Origin of the sequence: Maribacter sp. 4U21, assembly GCF_002742365.1 — a bacterium.
In the GTDB taxonomy this organism is placed as follows: Bacteria; Bacteroidota; Bacteroidia; order Flavobacteriales; family Flavobacteriaceae; genus Maribacter.
The window spans coordinates 15,038-34,465 of sequence record NZ_MDGN01000072.1; the positions used below are offsets into that span (position 1 = coordinate 15,038).

Here is a 19,428-nt window from a genome sequence, read left to right on the forward strand (position 1 = left end):
GTAAAAAAACAAACCATGAAATCTACCTTAAAAATTGCGAAAGGCTTTTCACTACTAACACTAACTCTAGTTGTACTGGTCTCCTGTTCCGAAAACAAAAAAGACAAAGCCACGGACATTGCACTGAACGAAGGGGTCAAAGAAGCCGTAAGTCTTGAGAAAAATGAACTATCAAAGGATTTCAAAGCCTATTGGTATGCAGGAAAGGCGGAGATTACCTCCTACAAATTAGAACAAGCTAGATATGGTGAGATGCGAGAGGGAAACGCTGTACTGATTTACGTCACGGAACCCTTTTTAAATGACAAACAAGTTAAAGCGGACGGTAATAATCCAGATAACATTCCAGTGCTTAAATTGAATTCCACCAAAAACTATCTTACAGGTATTTACCCTTACTCTATTATGAACAGTAGTTTTTACCCTGTCCATGATAACCAACATGCGCTTAAGCTTACGTTTTCCTCTCAGGAGTGGTGTGGACAGGTTTACACCCAATTGAATAACAGAGCTAAATTTGAAGTAGCGTCTCATTCCTATTTTGAAAGCGAAGCAGACCAAAAACTACAATTGGACAAAACCGTACTCGAAAATGAAATTTGGAATAAGATTCGCATAAATCCAGAAAATTTACCCCAGGGAAATTTCAATATGATTCCTTCTTTAGAATTCTCCCGATTGACCCACAAGGAATTAAAAGCGTATCGTGCTACTGCTTCGTTAACAAACAATGGCAAGCAACAGACTTATGAAGTCAATTATCCAGAATTAAAGAGAACCTTAAAGATTAACTTTAGTACACAATTTCCATATACCATAGAAAGTTGGTCAGATTCCTTCACTAGCGGTTATGGAGCGAATGCTAAAACCCTGACTTCGACAGGTACAAAAATCAAGACCTTGAATACCCCCTATTGGAGACAAAACGGCAATAAGGATCTGTATTTAAGAGACAGTTTAGGAATATAAAATATGGAAGAGTTTTTACTGAACCACAAAGACGAATTAATTTCAACCTTAGTTGTTTTTGCATTGCTGTTAGTATTAAAGTTTGCTTTTACAAAAGCAGCAAAAAAAGTTGGTAAGATTGGTGATTTTAATCCCGTACGGACAAATCTCATCATAAAATATATTTCTATAGCCCTGACCATTGTAGCTCTTGCTGGTTTCACATTAATATGGGGTGTAAATTACAAGGATTTAGGAGTATTGCTTTCCTCAGTCTTTGCGGTCATAGGAGTTGCGTTGTTTGCGCAATGGTCTATTCTAAGTAACCTCACGGCCGGTGTTATTATATTCTTTTCCTTTCCTTTTAAAATCGGAAACACGATTAAAATTCTGGACAAAGAGTTGCTAGACCCCGAACAACCTCAGGGCGAAACCTTTACTATAGAGGACATTAAGGCTTTTCATTTACATTTAAGGAAAACCAATGGTGAAATTCTAACCTACCCCAATAATATGGTCCTCCAAAAGGGCGTAGTCTTAATCTCTACCTATGACGGTCAAGTCATCTCGGATGTGGGCGAGGCCTAGTTTGTTAAAGAAGTCGTAAAATAGTACCCTAGGGTGTTAATCTTGTTATCTTTGAAAGTACACTAAAATCCATACCATGCGACACTTTGTGGCAATCTTTACCTTTAGTTTTCTGCTAGCAAACTTTGTTACTGCCCAAACACCAAGAAACCAGAATTCATCAGACATTTATCATGCCGTACAAAAACTCAACTTTTTGGGCACTGCCTTATATATTGCCGCGCATCCAGACGATGAAAACACAAGGCTAATTTCGTATCTGGCTAACAACGTTCACGCAAGAACCGGCTATCTCTCCTTAACAAGGGGTGATGGTGGCCAAAATTTAATTGGTTCAGAGCTTAGGGAACTTTTAGGAGTTCTTCGTACCCAAGAACTTTTAGCAGCAAGACGAGTGGACGGTGGGGAGCAGTTTTTTACCCGTGCTAATGATTTTGGGTATTCCAAGCATCCAAAGGAGACACTGAGAATTTGGGACAAGAGCACCATCCTAGGAGATGTCGTAACGACCATAAGAAAATTTAAACCGGACGTTATTATCAATAGGTTTGACCACAGAAGTCCAGGTTCCACGCATGGCCATCATACAGCATCGGCCATGTTGAGTGTAGAAGCCTTTGATATGGCGAATGATCCTAATGCATTTCCAGAAAGATTAAAGTCTACGGAACTATGGCAACCGCAACGTCTATTTTTTAATACCTCTTGGTGGTTTTACGGAAGTCAAGAGAAATTTGAAAAAGCGGATAAATCAAAGCTATTGAATGTTGACGTTGGTGTATTTTATCCCACTTTAGGAAAATCCAACAATGAAATAGCTTCATTAGCCAGTAGCCAACATTTATGCCAAGGTTTCGGTAGGATTACCTCCAGGGGATCGCAGCCGGAATATGTTGAACTTCTTAAGGGTGATTTGCCAAAAGACAAGAATAATTTATTTGAAGGCATCAACACCACTTGGTCACGAATCGAGGGAGGCGAAGCAATTGGTGCTCTTTTAAATAAGGTAGAGCAGAATTTCAATTTTAAAAATCCAGCCATTCATCTGTCTGATCTCACTAAGGCTTACAACCTATTACAACAAGTAAGCAACGAACATTGGAAAAATTTAAAATCAGAGGAGTTAAAAACAATAATCGCTGCGATCACCGGTCTTCATTTACAAGCCTTCGTTAATAATGCTAGTTCCAATCCAGGCGAAGTCGTATCCGTGAATATTGAAGCCTTAAACCGAAGCGAGAACAATATACTTTTGGAATCCGTTGTAATAAATGGGCAATTCATAGCGGACACATCATCAGAGTTGAAAGAAAACGTGATGGTAAAAAGCACTACGGAATTTACAATTCCAAAAAACACCAATTTTACCAGTCCTTATTGGCTGCTGGAGAACGGCACCTTAGGCACCTACAAGGTTACTAATAAGGATTTAATTGGGCTTCCTGAAACACCAAGAGCCTTCAATGCTACGTTCAACCTCGCTTTTGAAGGTGTCAACATACCCATAACCGCTAGTATAGTGTATAAATATGCGCAACCGGATAAAGGGGAGATTTACCGACCTTTTGAAATAGTTCCAGAGGCCACGGCCAGTTTTAGCGACAAAGTAATTATCTTTGCGAACGATACGCCAAAAGAAATTCCTGTTACCATAAAGGCTCACAAGGATAACGTTTCTGGCCTTGTGCAATTCTGTTATGACAACGAATGGAATGTGGATAAGGAGACGAAAGAATTTAGCATAGCTAAAAAAGGAGATGAACAAACGGTATTCTTCACCCTTAGTCCGCCCAAATCAGAAAATGAAAGTTATATCTCCCCTATTATTAAATTAAATGGCGCGGAGATCACAAAGGAATTAGTGACCATAGACTACGATCACGTTCCTACCCAAACTATCTTATTACCTTCAGAAGCTAAAGTAGTTCGGTTAAATATCGAAAAGGTAGGAGAACATATTGGATATATCATGGGTGCAGGCGATGCCGTTCCAACAAGTTTGGAACAAATAGGTTATAATGTCCATCAAATTGATCCAAATGACATCTCTGAAAACACCTTGGAGAAGTATGATGCAGTCGTTTTAGGAATTAGGGCTTACAACGTGGTCAAAGAACTAAGTTTTAAGCAAAAGTACATACTGGATTATGTAAAAAACGGAGGTAACGTTATTGTACAGTACAACACAGCGGGAAGGTGGAACAACCAATTTGAGAATATAGCTCCGTACGACCTTCAAATTTCTAGGGATCGTGTTACCAATGAAAACTCAGAAGTTGCCATTATTGCAAAAAATCATTCCCTAGTTAATTATCCCAATAAGATTTCCGAAGATGATTTTAATGGATGGGTTCAGGAAAGGGGACTTTATTTTCCGAATAAGTGGAGCAAGGAATTTACGCCAATTCTACAGATGAAAGATGAAGGGGAAAGCCTTAAAAAAGGAAGCCTTTTAATAGCTCCTTACGGAGAAGGGAATTATATTTACACAGGCCTTAGCTTTTTTAGAGAATTACCCGCCGGTGTTCCTGGAGCGTATAAGTTATTCTCGAATATGTTATCCGTCGGAAAGGATAAATTAGAAAACAAAGACCAAATAAAAGGATGAGTCAAGAAAAGGACGAAAATAAAACCTGGAAAAAAGAATACTCCTTTGTGCTTGTTCTTAATCTTATTTATATTCTTATATTCTATTATTTAATGATATCATTCACGTAATATGGGAATATTAGATTGGACTATTCTTTGTGGCACCCTACTCTTTATTGTAGCTTATGGTGTTTGGAGAACCAAAGGAAGTACTAACGTAAATGACTATGTTCGAGGAGGAAACGAAGCTAAGTGGTGGACTATAGGTCTATCCGTAATGGCAACACAGGCAAGTGCTATAACATTCCTTTCTACCCCCGGACAAGCTTTTCATGACGGAATGGGATTTGTTCAATTTTACTTCGGACTTCCATTGGCCATGATTATCATTTGCCTTGTCTTTATACCACTTTATCATAGAATGAAGGTATACACGGCCTATGAATTTTTAGAAAGTAGGTTCGATCTTAAAACACGCTCCTTGGCGGCTATATTATTTCTTATCCAAAGGGGTTTGGCTGCCGGGATAACCATTTTTGCACCTTCCATTATTTTATCTGCTGTACTGGGTTGGGATTTACGAACCTTAAATATCATTATTGGCACCTTGGTCATCATATACACCGTATCGGGCGGTACAAAAGCAGTAAGTGTCACTCAAAAACAGCAGATGTTCATTATTATGACCGGCATGTTCATCGCTTTCTTTTTTATCCTCGGCTATTTACCATCCGACATTACGTTCACAAAAGCAATGAAAATAGCAGGAGCTAGCAACAAGTTAAACGTCCTCGATTTTAGTATGGACACCTCTAGCAGATATACGTTCTGGAGTGGTATCACGGGTGGACTCTTCCTTGCTCTGGCTTACTTTGGAACAGATCAAAGCCAAGTACAACGTTATCTCTCTGGTAAATCTATAATAGAAAGTCAACTGGGGTTGGTTTTCAATGGTATATTTAAAATACCCATGCAATTCTTTATCCTATTGGTAGGAGTTATGGTTTTTGTGTTTTATCAATACAATCCATCTCCATTAAATTTTAATCCCTCTGCAACCCAAGCGGTTATGAGCTCAACATACGCAGAAGATTATAAACTGTTGCAAGAAGGTCAAGTTTCATTGGAAGCAGAAAAGCGAATTGCACAAAACAATTTTTCCGCTGCTTTAGAAATTAAGGAATATGCAGCGGTTGAAGTCGCCAAACAACAGATTATTAAAATCAACGAAAAAGATCGTGCAAACAGGGTCGCCGCAAAAAAACTCATAGCCCAAGCAGATGAAACGGTAGAGACCAATGATAAGGATTATGTTTTTATTCATTTTATACTGAATAACCTACCCAAAGGTTTAATCGGTCTATTATTAGCCGTTATCCTTTCAGCCGCTATGTCCTCTACAGCCTCCGAATTAAACGCTCTTGGAACCATTACGGCATTGGATATTTACAAGAGAAACAAGTCCTTAGGGAATCGCGTACTCTATTTTATTAATCTCATTACTTTTGACTATTACAAGGGTAATAAAAATGCAGTGCTAACCGAAAAACACTACGTTCGTGCTTCAAAGGGTTTCACGCTACTATGGGGTATAATAGCAATCCTAATTGCCTGTATTGCCAGCCTTTTTGATAATTTAATACAACTGGTGAATATTATTGGGAGTATATTCTATGGTAATGTTTTGGGTATTTTTCTTCTAGCGTTTTTTGTGAAGTTCGTTCGGGGAAATGCAGTTTTCTTTGCGGCTTTACTCACTCAGCTAATTGTCTGCGTGGTCTATTATAACCTAATACATATTTACCCATCTGGCGAAGAAAAATTAGGTTATTTATGGTTGAATTTTATTGGTTGTGCATTGGTAATGACCATAGCCATTGTATTCGAAATCTTTGACCGTATGTTGAGCAAACCTTTAACTTCTAATTAGGGTAAGTTTATCAGTTGAATCTTCTTTAGAAATCATTCCTTTAACTGTCCCGAGGTTTAATTGTCAAGATAATTATTTAATACGTACAATGGTAGAAACAATAAAATCAGCATTTAAGGCCAATTACAATAGCGACCCTCTTTTGATAAAAGCCCCTGGTCGGGTAAATATAATCGGGGAACATACAGATTATAACTTGGGCTATGTTTTACCCGCATCCATAAACAAAGGAGTATATTTTGCTATTCAAACAAATCAATCCAACTCTATTCATGTAGAAACCTTTATAATACAACCAGAACGCCTCATATTCGATGTAGAGGGAAATAATAGACCTTTCAACTCTTTTTGGGGAAATTACTTTAAATCTATTCTTGAAATATTAATCGAAAGAAAATATCCATTAAAAGGTTTTGATTGCGTCTTTGGTGGCGATATACCCATAGGCGCCGGCCTTTCTTCTTCCGCAGCGCTGTGTTGCGGTTTTATATATGGTATTTCAGAAGTATTGGACTTAGGTATTTCAAAAGAAGAAATTGCAATAATTGCTCAAAGAGCGGAACACCGAATAGGTTTAAATTGCGGCCTAATGGATCAATACGCCATATTATTCGGTAAAAAAGACTATGTGCTGTTCTTGGACTGTAAAAGTCTAAAATATGAATATGTGCCTACGAATATTAAAGGCTACAGTTGGGTACTTATTAATTCTAATATTACGCACAACTTGGCAGTGGACGAAGCCTATAATGAACGAAGGAGATCTTGTGAAAAAGTAGTAGCTAAAGTAAATGAGTTTAGAAAAGAAGTAAAGTCCTTACGCGATGTTTCATTGGCAGATTTAGAAAGAATAAGGAATGTAGTATCTCCTGTAGGTTATAAACGTAGTTTTTATGTACTACAAGAGAATGACAGAGTTCTAAAAATGAAAACCGCCTTATATAAAGGTCAACCTGAGCAAATCGGTAAAATCTTATTGGAAGGACATTGGGCTTTGTCCAAAGAGTTTGAAATTAGCACAAAAGAACTAGACTACCTCGTTAGCACCAGTGAAAAATTAACAGGTATAATGGGCGCAAGGATGATGGGCGGTGGATTTGGCGGTTGCACTATTAATTTAATGAAGACCAGCCTATTAAATGAAAGTATTGAATCAATTTTGTCCAAATACAAATCTGAAATGGGAATAGAAGCAGAAGTATATCATTTGCAGGTCGATGAAGGCCTTCAGTTATTGGATTTATCGAAATAAAAAACCTGCATTCCTTTTAGGATAGCAGGTTTTTTTGTTTGAAGTTTGAAGGTTTTATTTAGCCCCCCATTCTTTTAAAGAATCTTTATTCATCTTAACATAATCATCATTACCAGCAGCCTCAGCTCCCATCAATGATTTTTTCGCAACTTCGATCGCACCTTTTTTATCTCCGGCTTTCGCTAAAATAAGAGACTGCTGTCTTAACTGCCAAAAGGCTGGCTTCTCGGTCATACTCATAGCCTTGTCCATCCATTCCTTGGCCTTGTTTATGTCTTTATTTTCACTGGAATAATACACGGCGGCCGTATAATAATCTCCAGCAGTAGGTCCTGCTAGAGCTTTATCAATGCTGCTCATCACCGCTTTATCCGCAGGAACTCCAAAAGGAATAGCCACGTATACATTCTCCCAAATGATACCGATATTGGCACCGTTACTCTTTACATCATCAATAGTAATGGTAAAAGTCTCCACGGGCATATCCATCTGATAAACAGGCACAGTTGCTTTTGCTACGACTTTGGCATCGTCCCACTCTCTAGGCGTTCCTCCACCTTGGGTATCAGTATAAAAGAACACTTCCCAGTTCTTTTCGCCTGGTTTAGTAAAGATAGAATACGTTCCTGATTTTACTTCTTGACCGGATATGGTAACATCCGTATCAAAACTTATTTTAGTGTAAGCATTGGCGCCTGTTCTCCATAATTTCCCATAAGGAACCAGTTCGCCAAAAACAGCTCTGCCACGCATAGAAGGTCTAGAATAGTCTACCATGACTTCTGTTAAACCAACGGTTTGCATCAACTTAGATGCCGGACTAGGAGCTGGTGTCTCAATCTGTGCTTCCAAGGAAAACGAAGCAACAATTGCTAATAAAAAAAGTACTACTTTATTCATATTATGTTTGATTTTTAGTGTTGTTACAAAACTAAAGATAAACCTAGGCTACATTAGTTAAGAAAGTCTTAAATAAGTAAAACCATATGCCTCAACGCCTTATGAGGGTCTAAGGTATATATTAGATTTTGTTTAACTAATTATATTTTTTGCTAAACATAAATGAACATATATTTGTGAAAACTTATTTATGAAACTGTATCAGTTACATTCCAAACAAGCCTTACCCATCTCTAAATCCAAAGCATGGGATTTTTTGTCAGACCCAGGTAATCTCAAGGTCATTACTCCAGAACATATGGAATTTACCATTCTATCGGGTGCAGATAGGCCCATGTTTCCAGGACAGATAATTCAGTACAAAGTATCTCCATTTCCTGGTTATACCACAAAATGGGTTACAGAAATAACTCAGGTTAAGGAGGGTGATTATTTCGTAGACGAACAACGTTTCGGTCCCTATGCTTTATGGCATCACAAGCATTTTATTAAGGAAATTGATGGCGGGGTGGAAATGGAAGATATCATAGATTATAAAATTCCTCTTGGTGTTCTAGGACAGATAGCACATCCGATTATTGTTAAAAATCAGTTGAAAAAAATTTTTGAATTTAGAGAAAAAAAGCTAATCAAGTTATTCGGAACCGTTGAGGGTGCACCGAAAACGATAACATATAAATCATTTTAGACTATGAGGAAAAATATACTTTTAATAGGAGGTTCACATGGCATAGGACATGCCTTGGCTAAAAAATTGCAAAACAACAATAATGTTTACATTGCCTCACGTACTAAAGAAAAGCTAGATGACTTAGAGGTAACTCATATTCCCTTTGACGCTACAACGGACGAGTTGGATATGACCCAGATGCCTGATGAAATCCACAGTTTTGTGTACTGCCCGGGAAGTATAAATCTAAAACCATTTAAAATGATGAGTTTAGATACCTTTGAGGAAGATATGCACCTAAATTTTTTTAGTATGGTGCGCGTTGTAAAAACCATCATTGGTAAAATGGCGGAAGGCGGTAGCATGGTTTTTTTCAGTACCGTAGCCGTAGGAACAGGAATGCCTTTCCACACGAGTGTGGCGGCGGCAAAGGGAGCCATAGAAGGATTTGCAAAATCCATGGCTGCCGAGTACGCACCAAAGTTGCGGGTAAACGTAGTGGCACCTTCCTTAGTCAATACTCCTTTAGCAGGGCGTCTTTTAAATAATGACAAAAAAGTTGAAATGATGTCTCAGCGTCATCCGCTTAAAAGAGTGGGAACTCCTGAGGACATTGCCAATATTGCCTTATTTTTACTAAGTGATGATAGCACCTGGATGACCGGTCAAATCGTAGGAGTTGATGGCGGAATGTCTACCTTGAATATTTCCTAAATATGAGTAAAGAAGTTTCAGTTTTTTGGTTTAGAAGAGACTTGCGTCTTGATGACAACATTGGTTTTTTGCAGGCACTTAAAAGTGACTATCCAGTGTTTCCAATATTCATTTTTGATACTGAAATTTTAGATAATCTGCCTAAAGACGACCCTCGTGTAAATTTTATACATGAGACACTCCAGAGTATGAGGGAAGATTTGCAGGAGAATGACGATAGTTCTATTGCGCTATATCATGGCAAACCTCAAGAGGTGTTCAATAGTCTTATTAAAGAATATGATATTAAAGCGGTTTTTACGAATCACGATTACGAGCCATATGCTAAAAAGCGTGATGAAGAGATAAAAAATTCTCTTGATGAACATGACATTTCATTTCATACCTTCAAAGACCAAGTGATCTTTGAGAAAAGTGAGGTCGTAAAAGATGATGGAGAACCGTATGTGGTTTATACCCCTTATAAGAATAAATGGAAATCCCAGTTCAACGCAGACCACTTAACGGTACATTATACAAGTCCATACAGGAGTAATCTCATCAAACACTCAAGGCTACCGAATCTTTCTTTACCCGACATGGGTTTTGAAACCTCAAAGATAAAAGTCCCTTCATATAACGTAACCCCTACTCTAATCAATAATTACGAGGATACACGCAATTACCCCGCAATAGAAAACGGAACTTCAAGACTTGGTCCACATCTAAGATTCGGAACAGTATCGGTACGTAAAATGATGAAAAAAGCTATTGCCGAAGAAAATGAAGTCTTTTGGAGCGAACTTATTTGGCGGGAATTCTTTATGCAGATTCTATGGCATTTTCCCCACACCCGAAACAAAGCGTTTCGGTCAAAATATGACCGCATAGAATGGCGTAACAATGAGGATGAATTTGAAAAATGGAAAAATGGGATGACGGGCTATGCACTGGTCGATGCAGGAATGCGAGAGCTCAATACCACTGGGTATATGCACAACCGCGTACGTATGTTGGTGGCCAGTTTCTTGTGCAAACATCTTCTAATTGACTGGCGCTGGGGCGAAACCTATTTTGCTGAAAAACTACTGGACTATGACATGAGTGCCAATGTTGGTAATTGGCAATGGGCAGCAGGTAGCGGTGTAGATGCTGCTCCGTATTTTAGAATTTTCAATCCCATGACGCAGATTGATAAGTTTGATAAGCAAAAGGAATACATTAATAAGTGGGTTCCAGAAATACAGGAATTAAGTTACCCGGATAAGATGGTAGACCATAAAATGGCACGAGAGCGCTGTTTAAAAACCTACAAAGAAGCCGTGAGCTAGTCAAAATTTAGACTTGATAACTGATTGTTCAATTGCCTTTGGTCAACAACTCTTCTTTTTAGAATATTTACGTAGCCCAGCGCCATATTATTACCATAATCGGAATAGGCCTTGGAGGCCCGTTCAATGGCTTTCTCTAAATTACCGTTTATCTCATTTATAATAGCCATATTGTAGTAGGCACGTCCGGCAACTTTCATTTTGGGATGGTTAATTTCACGTTCCCATAAATCGGCAGCACCATTCCAATCTCCAGTTTGCGCCCTTCTTCTGGCTATAGAAAAGTTATCCGTACCACGAACAAAATAATCCCTTGCCACTATCCTTCTTAACGGTTTTGTCTGTAAACCGTACTGGTTACCTAAATTGCTGCTAATTTCTTGTACGCCCTCTTTTCTGCCGATCACGGCTTCAATGGCTTTAACTGGATTTATCCCTGCGCCCCTTGAAGTTAAATAGTTCTTAGAAACGTACTCGTCCAATAACACACTCCCCACAGGGTCATAAATGCGCCAGCCGTTCTTTATGACTGTATTCAATTGCACCTTATGTCCAGGGACCTTAGCGTCTATTCCTAAATTATTAGGTATGGTAACCATACTCAATTCGTAATCTGCCGCTGTATCCGTATCATAAAACTCTAATGAAAATAAGATATCCACATCATACTCTTTACAAATCTGTTCCACGGTATCCCAAGGGAGTGCAGCCAGAAATACTCCGAGACCTTTTCGTTGAGAATCGATAGCTGTTAATATTTCAACTTTGTCAAAACGTTCTCCTCTAGTCAATTCGTTGCCCAATCCTCTAATGGCTGCCTCGGCGCCTTCCTTGTCTAAATTTTTTCCCTCTAAGGATAATACTTTATCTATTTCATTAACTACCTTATTTCCTTCGGAGGGAATACTTCTATTAATAATTCCGATTTTAGTAATATCGGAATCCAAAGGAATTCTAGCTGGTTCCGTAACCCCCATGGTTAAACGATTGGTAGCACTACAAGCTCTTAAAAATAAAAGCAATGAACGTAAATAACTGAAATAGATTTTTCATAACACCAAATAATTAACTGTAATTAATTGAATACTAACGGATAATACATCGATAAATTGTAATCACGAGTAGTAATAAAACCCTTGTCATCTAGAGAAACAGGCATTAATCATGGCGTTCACTGATTTGCCCTTGATTCACTTGAAATTCAGGGATAGGAAAAAAAGAACTTTTAAAGAGCTTCTTTCTTGTAACCTATCATAGTATATTTATACAAAGTTATGGTCCTTTGTATAAACCATCGGCCAAATTCCTTAAGTCGCATAAAAGTTGAATTATTATGGTAGTTGTTTGGTTCAAAAGAGATTTAAGGCTATTGGACCACGAACCGCTCGTAAAGGCCATTAATACAGGACTACCTATACTTTTGCTATATAGTTTTGAACCTCTGTGGACACAGGATGCCCATTACAGCAGCAAACATATCAACTTCATAAAGCAAAGCCTCCAAGATTTACAACGCCAACTAGGTTTTTATAACACTAAGATTTTGGTTTTGGACACACCCATTTTAGACACATTTAAAACCCTACATCAACAAACCAAAATTGAACGATTATTTTCATATCAAGAGACAGGAATGCGCATTACGTACGACAGGGATATCGCCGTATCAAAATGGTGTAAGGTAAATGAGGTTCATTGGGATGAAAGTACTCAAAACGGTGTTTTTAGAGGAAGACGAGATAGAAAAAAATGGAAAGAGGATTGGGTTTCCTTTATTAATGCGAATATATTTAAGCCCGAAATGGAAGTGGGTACATTCTATAGCATCACTCAGATTGATGACTTAATAGCAAAACATTTTACTCCCGTCTCTTTAATAACACCCGCCAACTCAAAAATTCAAAAAGGAGGTACTGAATATGCCGTGAAATATCTGGATTCTTTCTTAAAAGAACGTATTAAAGGATACAACTATAATTACTCAAAACCAGCTACATCAAGGCTTTATAGTAGTAGACTATCGCCATATCTTGCCTGGGGTAATCTGTCCACACGGCAGGTATGCCAATACGCTGCGGGACATAAAGGGAGGACGGAAAACAAACGTAATCTAAATTCTTTTCTTTCACGTATGCGATGGCAGGCACACTTTATTCAAAAATTTGAAATGGAGGGTGAGATGGAGTTCAGAAGTCTTAACAAGGGGTACCATCAACTAGAAAAGGAAAGAAAACCCCACTTACAAAAAGCGTGGCGAGAAGGCAGAACGGGGGTGCCATTAATTGATGCAGCAATGCGCTGTTTAATGGAAACAGGATTTATAAACTTTAGGTTACGTGCCATGCTGGCGTCTTTTTTCACGCATCTGCTCTGGCAACCTTGGCAAGATTGTACGGAACATTTGGCCAAAAATTTTCTTGACTTTGAACCGGGAATACATTTTCCGCAATTGAACATGCAATCTGGAGAAACAGGTGTTAATACTATACGTATTTATAATCCTATAAAAAATAGTCTAGAACATGATTCAGAGGGTGTTTTTATTAAAAAATGGGTGCCTGAATTGAAGGACCTTCCCGTAGCATACCTACATGAACCATGGAAAATTCCATTAATGGAACAGGGGTTTTTAGGTTTCACTATCGGAAAAGACTATCCAGAACCTATCGTTTGTTTAAAAACGATGCGAAAATTTGCCGGAGACGCATTATATGCGTTCAAAAAAAATAAAAATACCCAAATAGAGAGTAAAAGAATCGTTAAAAAGCATACACTCCCAGGAAGACCGGTTTGGGATGAACACAGCTAAGAATTCGGTGCATATTTAGAACTACTTTGATTATCTTTAGGTGCACTATAAATTATGGTAACAAAAAAACCTAAAGAATGAAAAATACTGTTATAACCACCTTGATTTTATTATCCTGCTTCCTTGCTACAGGACAAAAATTATCTAAAAACAAGAAGGCCATTATTGCTTCTGTCGAAAATCACAAAAACGAACTCATTAGAATAAGTGATTCTATTTGGGCATTGGCAGAAACAGCCTTCAATGAAAAAGGTTCTTCTAAAATTTTGGCGGATTATGCGGAAAAAAATGGACTTAAAGTCACCCGTGGCGTTGCCGATATCCCGACCGCTTTTATCGCTACCTATGGTTCTGGAAAGCCAGTTATAAGCATACTGGGGGAGTTTGATGCGCTTCCTGGTATATCACAGAAAACCACGCCTGTAAAAGAACCTTATAAAGAAGGTGCAGCGGGTCATGGTTGCGGTCATAACATGTTCGGCACATCAAGTCTTGGTGCTGCCATTGCGATAAAAGAGTTGATGGATGCAGGTGAAATAAAAGGTACGGTTAAATTTCTAGGAACTCCGGCGGAAGAAAAATACTTTGCTAAGGTCTGGATGGTAAAAGCCGGGCTTTGGGACGATGTAGACGTAAATATTAGCTGGCACCCTTCAGCAGTTATTGAGGCGGATGTGCAAAGCGGTCTTTCGCTAATTGATTTTATAGTAGAGTTCTATGGACAAACTGCTCATGCCTCCGCGGACCCATGGAACGGAAAAAGTGCTTCCGATGCCTTAGAGCTTTATACTACAGGAATCAACTACTATAGAGAACATATACTTCCAAGTTCTAGAATACACTATCATATTCAGGATGGCGGACAGGTAGTGAACGTTGTACCGGACTATGCTAAACTTTGGGTTCGTGTACGCGACCCAAAACGTAAGATAATGTTACCCACTTATGAGCGAGTAAAGGAAATGGCGGAAGGTGCAGCCATTATGGCGGATGTAGATTATAAAATCTCCTTGGTTTCCGGTATCTACGAAACCTTGGTGAACCGCTCTGGAGGTGAAATTATGCAAGCGAATTTAGAATTATTGGGTCCTATCACCTACACCGAAGAAGAAACGGCATTTGGCAAAGCCATACAAAAGGCTACGGGAAAACCAGAAGTGGGTATGGACAGTAAAATATATCCTTTAAAAGAGACCGAGGAAACTCCAGGTGGCGGTTCAACGGATGTTGGTGATGTGAGTTGGAATGTTCCCAACATTAACCTTGGGGTAACCGTAGCTCCTAAAGATACTCCTTGGCACTCATGGGCAGTGGTCGCCTGTGGCGGAATGTCCATAGGCCATAAAGGAATGGTATATGCCGCTAAAGCAATGGGTATGACCATGTTGGATTTGTTTGAAAATCCAAAAATGGTGACAAAAGTGAAAGAGGAATTTAAGACTAGAAAAGGAGATGAAGTTTACGAACCAATGATTGATGGTCCTGCACCAATCAATGGAAATTAATTAATTATAAAAAAATAGCTATGTTCGGATTGTTTAAAAAGAAATCAGAAAAAGAGAAATTAGAAGAAAAATATAAAAAACTAATGAAGGAAGCCTTTGACCTTTCGAAGAGCAATCGCTCCGCTAGTGATGGTAAATATGCCGAAGCGGACAAAGTTCAAAAAGAAATAGACGCCTTAGAAAAATAAATACATCGGCCCTTTACCTTTTAGATGAAACATTTATGAAAAAAATCAGCGTACTTATTACCCTAATTTTTAGTCTCACTGCTTCGGCACAGTCTTTTGACTTCAAAATAGACCATTTTGCGATTGTTGTAGAAGATGTAGATAAGAGCGCAGAATTTTATGGTACTATTTTAAAATTAGTGGAAACCCCGCATCCGGATAAAAAACCAGGATTTCGATGGTTTACGATAAGTGGAAAATCTCAGATACATCTTATTCAAAAGGAATTCGCTCCCTTTGAAAAAAATAAATCTATGCATCTATGCTTGGCGACCCAAGATTTAGATGGCGTCATAGGCAATCTTAAAAGGAACAATATCAAATTTTGGGATTGGCCCGGAAAAGAGAACGCGATTACCACGAGAACAGATGGAGTACAACAAATTTATATTCAAGACCCGGATGAGTATTGGATTGAAATTAATACCGCCCAACATTAAACTTAATATCAAAAAGCAGAAGTTGCAAGTATTAGATTGATTTTTGAACTTAAAATATGAGTAGTCCCATTCAACAAATTTTTCAACTAGGTTTTCCTTGGCAAACGCAAGACCCGTTTTTATTCTGTGTTTATCATTTGGACCACTATCCAAGGGGCAATGGCGAAATGGGACCAGACGCCTCTTTGGAAGGTAGAAATTTAGGAAACGATTTTACATTGAAAGATGGCTGGCGTATGTATCATGGAGAAAGCATTCCAGGCTTTCCCGCACATCCTCACCGAGGTTTTGAAACCATTACCATTGTCAACAAAGGTTTTTGTGACCATTCGGATTCCCTAGGTGCCGCCGGAAGATTTGGCCAAGGCGATGTACAATGGATGACCGCCGGGAGCGGAGTACAACATTCCGAAATGTTTCCACTATTGAACACCGAGAAGGAAAATACGCTAGAGTTATTTCAGATATGGCTTAACCTGCCAAAAGCAAATAAATTTGTGACGCCGCATTTTAAGATGTTATGGCACGAAGATATTCCTGTTTTACAGCAAGAAGGTGTTCGTATAAAAGTGATTGCAGGCAGTTTTAAAGATACTGACGCGCCCGAGCCTGCACCAGATTCTTGGGCCGCTACAACAACGAACGAAGTCGCCATCTGGAATATTCACATCGAGTCTGGAAGCAATTTTATTTTGCCAAAAGCTTCTCAAAATCTAAGTCGCACCTTATATTTTTATGAAGGGGAAGCGATTGAGATAGATAATCAAAAAATGATGCCAAATCACGGTATTCAATTGAATTCAGTTGAGGATGTTGTCATTAGTGCCAAGAATAAAACTGCTTCTCTCCTGCTTTTACAAGGGAAACCAATAGCGGAACCAGTGGCCAAATATGGTCCTTTTGTCATGAATTCCGATGATGAAATACAAAAAGCGATGCAAGAATACCAATTGACACAATTTGGCGGTTGGCCTTGGCGCTACCTGGATTATGTACATGATGTAGACAAAGGCAGGTTTGCTAAATATCCTGATGGTACTATAATTGAAAAATGATGAAAACTACCTTGAAACTTGCCGCGGTATACAATATAATATGGGGTGCATGGGTAGTACTTTTTCCCAATCACTTTTTTGACATTGTAGGCATGGAACCTTTAAATCATCCTATGGTATGGCAAGGAATGGGAATGGTTATTGGCGTATACGGCCTAGGTTACTGGTGGGCTTCTTATGACCCTTTGAGACATTGGCCCATTGTAGCGGTAGGTTTTCTTGGAAAAATTTTTGGTCCTCTTGGCTTCTTGTTCAACTACCTGCAAGATATTGTCCCGTTTGAATTTGTTTACACCTTAATAACCAACGATTTTATATGGTGGATTCCCTTCTTTCTTATTCTAAAAAAAGTACACTACGAGTATAAATGGAAGCTGACCTGACTAAAAAAGCCATTACTACTACGTTGGCCGTATTTTATATTAGTGCAGGTTTATATCACTTCATAAATCCTTCCTTTTATTTAAAACTTATCCCCGATTACCTGCCCCAACCTTATCTTATAAATTATACCGTTGGCGGTATAGAATTAATTTTAGGTTGTATAGTCTTATCTCCTAAATATAGAAAGTTCGCTTGTTACGCCATTGTATTATTATTAATAGTATTGATACCTTCCCATATCTTTTTTATAGCACAGGGTTCTTGCGTTGAAGATGGATTGTGTGTTCCCGAATGGGTTTCTTGGGGTAGACTACTCTTAATTCATCCCTTACTCATGTACTGGGCCTATGTTGTTTCAAAAAATTAAATCGTTATGACCGTAAACTTGATAAGAATGTTAGGTGATTTTGGATTGGTAGTACTCATTTGGATGGTACAACTCATCATTTATCCAAGCTTTGCACGATACACACACGAAAACTTACTTCCATGGCACAGGATATACACCAAAAGATTAGCAAGTATTGTCATACCCTTGATGTTCACCCAAGTATTTGTGGTAGCTTATCAACTATATAAAACTCAAGAAATTTTTACCTATTGTAGTGCAGTTCTAGTGGTATTGGTCTGGTTATCGACCTTCACCCAGTTCGTACCACTGCACAACAATATTTCAAAAGGTGAAAAAGTAGCGGATTCCGTGGAAAAACTGATACAACGTAACTGGATTAGAACTGCCCTATGGACGGTGCTATTTATGCTCTCTGTTTGGAATAATATTCTTTAATAATTTAAAGTCTCGTAATTTTAGCACCAATAGCACGTAAACGTTCGTCTATATTTTCATAACCTCGGTCTATTTGCTCAATATTATGGATGGTAGAAGTACCTTTTGCGGAAAGTGCAGCTATCAACAATGATACCCCTGCCCTTATGTCCGGTGAAGTCATGGTCGTCGCCTTTAGACTAGATTTAAAATCATGTCCCATAACCGCAGCTCTATGCGGATCACAAAGAATAATCTTAGCACCCATGTCCAACAATTTATCCACAAAGAACAAACGGCTTTCGAACATTTTTTGATGTATGACCACTTCTCCCCTAGCCTGCGTGGACATTACGAGAATAATACTTAATAAATCTGGCGTTAATCCAGGCCAAGGTGCATCTGCGATAGTTAAGATAGAACCATCTATATAGTTTTGTATCTCATATCCGTCTTTATGCTCGGGAATATAAATATCATCACCTTTTCGTTCTAGCTGAATTCCCAGCTTTTTAAAAACCGTGGGTATTTGCCCCAAATCGTCCCAGCTTACATTTTTGATGGTAAGTTCGCTCTTTGTCATTGCAGCAAGACCTATCCAGCTACCTATTTCAATCATGTCGGGAAGCATCGTGTGTTCCGTACCACCCAATTCTTTAACACCGTCTATCACCAAAAGATTGGAGCCTACACCGGAAATTTTAGCTCCCATACGGTTCAGCATCTTACAGAGTTGCTGTAGATAGGGTTCACAGGCAGCATTATAAATAGTCGTCTGCCCTTCCGCCAGTACGGCCGCCATAACAATATTAGCGGTCCCGGTTACCGAAGCCTCATCTAAAAGCATGTAAGTTCCTTTTAGTTTTTTAGCTTCCACTCCGTAGAAATATTCTTCACGATTGTACCTGAATTTAGCGCCTAGTTTGATAAAACCTTCAAAGTGGGTATCTAACCTGCGCCTACCGATTTTGTCCCCACCGGGCTTCGGAATGTATCCCTTACCAAATCTTGCCAATAAAGGACCAACCAACATTATAGAACCTCTAAGTCCTCTGCCGTCTTTCTTGAACTGATCGGATTGCAGATAATCTAAGTTGATATCGTCCGCTTTAAAAGTATAAGAACCTTTGCCTTTTTTCTGAATCTTAACGCCCAAATCCTCTAAAAGGGCAATAAGCTTGTTCACATCTACGATATCCGGTATGTTATGTATGTATACCTTTTCCGGAGTAAGAAGTACTGCACAAAGGATTTGTAAAGCTTCGTTTTTGGCCCCTTGAGGCGTTATTTCACCTGAAAGTTGGTGACCACCTTCTATTCTGAATGTTCCCATCTATATTA

19 protein-coding genes are annotated in these 19,428 nt (G+C 38.7%); 16 read left to right on the forward strand and 3 right to left on the reverse strand.

The window, feature by feature from the left end; genetic code table 11:
- The first annotated feature begins 15 nt into the window (after positions 1 to 15).
- The 5 genes from BFP77_RS14000 to galK all read left to right on the forward strand — a co-directional run bounded on the left by BFP77_RS14000 (position 16) and on the right by galK (position 7,307).
- A complete protein-coding gene (locus BFP77_RS14000) occupies positions 16 to 969 on the forward strand; it encodes a septum formation inhibitor Maf (RefSeq protein ID WP_099574642.1) in 954 nt (317 codons plus the stop codon).
- 3 nt (positions 970 to 972) lie between these two features.
- A complete protein-coding gene (locus tag BFP77_RS14005; RefSeq protein ID WP_099574643.1) occupies positions 973 to 1,536 on the forward strand; it encodes a mechanosensitive ion channel domain-containing protein in 564 nt (187 codons plus the stop codon).
- Positions 1,537 to 1,612: 76 nt separating this feature from the next.
- Positions 1,613 to 4,144: a PIG-L family deacetylase gene (locus BFP77_RS14010; protein WP_099574644.1), complete on the forward strand. Its 2,532-nt coding sequence runs from the start codon at positions 1,613 to 1,615 to the stop codon at positions 4,142 to 4,144.
- Positions 4,145 to 4,255: 111 nt separating this feature from the next.
- On the forward strand, positions 4,256 to 6,055 hold the full coding sequence (locus BFP77_RS14015; protein WP_099574645.1) for a sodium:solute symporter: 1,800 nt from the start codon (positions 4,256 to 4,258) through the stop codon (positions 6,053 to 6,055).
- An 88-nt stretch (positions 6,056 to 6,143) separates the two neighbouring features.
- Positions 6,144 to 7,307 carry a galactokinase gene (gene galK, locus BFP77_RS14020; RefSeq protein WP_099574646.1) on the forward strand — a complete coding sequence of 388 codons (1,164 nt, stop codon included), beginning with the start codon at positions 6,144 to 6,146 and terminating at the stop codon, positions 7,305 to 7,307.
- Between the two features lie 54 nt (positions 7,308 to 7,361).
- Here galK and BFP77_RS14025 read toward each other — a convergent pair whose 3' ends face one another.
- Positions 7,362 to 8,207 carry a DUF2911 domain-containing protein gene (locus BFP77_RS14025; protein ID WP_099574647.1) on the reverse strand — a complete coding sequence of 282 codons (846 nt, stop codon included), beginning with the start codon at positions 8,205 to 8,207 and terminating at the stop codon, positions 7,362 to 7,364.
- Between the two features lie 190 nt (positions 8,208 to 8,397).
- Between BFP77_RS14025 and BFP77_RS14030 the strand changes: the two genes are divergently transcribed.
- Genes BFP77_RS14030 through BFP77_RS14040 form a run of 3 tightly spaced genes read left to right on the forward strand, consistent with a single transcriptional unit; the run spans position 8,398 to position 10,901 of the window.
- Positions 8,398 to 8,895, forward strand: a complete 498-nt coding sequence (locus BFP77_RS14030) for an SRPBCC family protein (RefSeq protein ID WP_099574648.1) — start codon at positions 8,398 to 8,400, stop codon at positions 8,893 to 8,895.
- A gap of 3 nt (positions 8,896 to 8,898) precedes the next feature.
- Positions 8,899 to 9,591: an SDR family NAD(P)-dependent oxidoreductase gene (locus BFP77_RS14035; protein ID WP_099574649.1), complete on the forward strand. Its 693-nt coding sequence runs from the start codon at positions 8,899 to 8,901 to the stop codon at positions 9,589 to 9,591.
- A 2-nt stretch (positions 9,592 to 9,593) separates the two neighbouring features.
- Positions 9,594 to 10,901, forward strand: coding sequence for a cryptochrome/photolyase family protein (locus BFP77_RS14040; protein WP_099574650.1), 1,308 nt, complete (start codon positions 9,594 to 9,596; stop codon positions 10,899 to 10,901).
- Here BFP77_RS14040 and BFP77_RS14045 read toward each other — a convergent pair.
- Positions 10,898 to 11,878, reverse strand: coding sequence for a DUF6340 family protein (locus tag BFP77_RS14045; protein WP_099574651.1), 981 nt, complete (start codon positions 11,876 to 11,878; stop codon positions 10,898 to 10,900). The genes BFP77_RS14040 and BFP77_RS14045 overlap by 4 nt on opposite strands.
- 356 nt (positions 11,879 to 12,234) lie before the next feature.
- On the opposite strand from BFP77_RS14045, the gene BFP77_RS14050 reads away from it, so the two are divergent.
- The 8 genes from BFP77_RS14050 (at position 12,235) to BFP77_RS14080 (ending at position 18,108) form a co-directional block, all read left to right on the forward strand.
- Positions 12,235 to 13,710: a cryptochrome/deoxyribodipyrimidine photo-lyase family protein gene (locus BFP77_RS14050; RefSeq protein ID WP_099574652.1), complete on the forward strand. Its 1,476-nt coding sequence runs from the start codon at positions 12,235 to 12,237 to the stop codon at positions 13,708 to 13,710.
- A gap of 77 nt (positions 13,711 to 13,787) precedes the next feature.
- Positions 13,788 to 15,215 carry an amidohydrolase gene (locus BFP77_RS14055; protein WP_099574653.1) on the forward strand — a complete coding sequence of 476 codons (1,428 nt, stop codon included), beginning with the start codon at positions 13,788 to 13,790 and terminating at the stop codon, positions 15,213 to 15,215.
- 20 nt (positions 15,216 to 15,235) lie between these two features.
- Positions 15,236 to 15,403: a Lacal_2735 family protein gene (locus BFP77_RS16865; protein WP_126591565.1), complete on the forward strand. Its 168-nt coding sequence runs from the start codon at positions 15,236 to 15,238 to the stop codon at positions 15,401 to 15,403.
- Between the two features lie 35 nt (positions 15,404 to 15,438).
- Positions 15,439 to 15,882: a VOC family protein gene (locus tag BFP77_RS14060; protein ID WP_099574654.1), complete on the forward strand. Its 444-nt coding sequence runs from the start codon at positions 15,439 to 15,441 to the stop codon at positions 15,880 to 15,882.
- 56 nt (positions 15,883 to 15,938) lie between these two features.
- Positions 15,939 to 16,937, forward strand: a complete 999-nt coding sequence (locus BFP77_RS14065; protein WP_099574655.1) for a pirin family protein — start codon at positions 15,939 to 15,941, stop codon at positions 16,935 to 16,937.
- Positions 16,934 to 17,320 (forward strand): alkyl hydroperoxide reductase, encoded by a 387-nt coding sequence (locus BFP77_RS14070; RefSeq protein WP_257212974.1) that lies wholly within the window; start codon positions 16,934 to 16,936, stop codon positions 17,318 to 17,320. The genes BFP77_RS14065 and BFP77_RS14070 overlap by 4 nt, the downstream gene beginning before the upstream one ends.
- Positions 17,305 to 17,688 (forward strand): DoxX family protein, encoded by a 384-nt coding sequence (locus BFP77_RS14075; RefSeq protein WP_099574656.1) that lies wholly within the window; start codon positions 17,305 to 17,307, stop codon positions 17,686 to 17,688. The genes BFP77_RS14070 and BFP77_RS14075 overlap by 16 nt, the downstream gene beginning before the upstream one ends.
- Positions 17,689 to 17,694: 6 nt before the next feature.
- The gene (locus BFP77_RS14080) at positions 17,695 to 18,108 is read left to right on the forward strand and encodes a hypothetical protein (RefSeq protein WP_099574657.1); all 414 of its coding nucleotides are present in this window, start codon (positions 17,695 to 17,697) and stop codon (positions 18,106 to 18,108) included.
- 4 nt (positions 18,109 to 18,112) lie between these two features.
- Here the strand turns inward: BFP77_RS14080 and murA are convergent, their stop codons facing one another.
- On the reverse strand, positions 18,113 to 19,420 hold the full coding sequence (gene murA, locus BFP77_RS14085) for a UDP-N-acetylglucosamine 1-carboxyvinyltransferase (RefSeq protein ID WP_099574658.1): 1,308 nt from the start codon (positions 19,418 to 19,420) through the stop codon (positions 18,113 to 18,115).
- Positions 19,421 to 19,428 lie beyond the last annotated feature (8 nt).

Bases quoted from the DNA above. Each gene is read 5' to 3' on its own strand.
- BFP77_RS14030 (WP_099574648.1), top strand. From the start codon at position 8,398: ATGAAACTGTATCAGTTACATTCCAAACAAGCCTTACCCATCTCTAAA.
- murA (WP_099574658.1), bottom strand. From the start codon at position 19,420: ATGGGAACATTCAGAATAGAAGGTGGTCACCAACTTTCAGGTGAAATA.
- BFP77_RS14075 (WP_099574656.1), top strand. From the start codon at position 17,305: ATGGAAGCTGACCTGACTAAAAAAGCCATTACTACTACGTTGGCCGTA.
- BFP77_RS14010 (WP_099574644.1), top strand. From the start codon at position 1,613: ATGCGACACTTTGTGGCAATCTTTACCTTTAGTTTTCTGCTAGCAAAC.
- BFP77_RS14035 (WP_099574649.1), top strand. From the start codon at position 8,899: ATGAGGAAAAATATACTTTTAATAGGAGGTTCACATGGCATAGGACAT.
- BFP77_RS14015 (WP_099574645.1), top strand. From the start codon at position 4,256: ATGGGAATATTAGATTGGACTATTCTTTGTGGCACCCTACTCTTTATT.
- BFP77_RS14050 (WP_099574652.1), top strand. From the start codon at position 12,235: ATGGTAGTTGTTTGGTTCAAAAGAGATTTAAGGCTATTGGACCACGAA.
- BFP77_RS14070 (WP_257212974.1), top strand. From the start codon at position 16,934: ATGATGAAAACTACCTTGAAACTTGCCGCGGTATACAATATAATATGG.
- BFP77_RS14040 (WP_099574650.1), top strand. From the start codon at position 9,594: ATGAGTAAAGAAGTTTCAGTTTTTTGGTTTAGAAGAGACTTGCGTCTT.
- BFP77_RS14045 (WP_099574651.1), bottom strand. From the start codon at position 11,878: ATGGGGGTTACGGAACCAGCTAGAATTCCTTTGGATTCCGATATTACT.
- BFP77_RS14060 (WP_099574654.1), top strand. From the start codon at position 15,439: ATGAAAAAAATCAGCGTACTTATTACCCTAATTTTTAGTCTCACTGCT.
- BFP77_RS14005 (WP_099574643.1), top strand. From the start codon at position 973: ATGGAAGAGTTTTTACTGAACCACAAAGACGAATTAATTTCAACCTTA.
- BFP77_RS14065 (WP_099574655.1), top strand. From the start codon at position 15,939: ATGAGTAGTCCCATTCAACAAATTTTTCAACTAGGTTTTCCTTGGCAA.
- BFP77_RS14055 (WP_099574653.1), top strand. From the start codon at position 13,788: ATGAAAAATACTGTTATAACCACCTTGATTTTATTATCCTGCTTCCTT.
- BFP77_RS14000 (WP_099574642.1), top strand. From the start codon at position 16: ATGAAATCTACCTTAAAAATTGCGAAAGGCTTTTCACTACTAACACTA.
- BFP77_RS16865 (WP_126591565.1), top strand. From the start codon at position 15,236: ATGTTCGGATTGTTTAAAAAGAAATCAGAAAAAGAGAAATTAGAAGAA.
- BFP77_RS14025 (WP_099574647.1), bottom strand. From the start codon at position 8,207: ATGAATAAAGTAGTACTTTTTTTATTAGCAATTGTTGCTTCGTTTTCC.
- galK (WP_099574646.1), top strand. From the start codon at position 6,144: ATGGTAGAAACAATAAAATCAGCATTTAAGGCCAATTACAATAGCGAC.
- BFP77_RS14080 (WP_099574657.1), top strand. From the start codon at position 17,695: ATGACCGTAAACTTGATAAGAATGTTAGGTGATTTTGGATTGGTAGTA.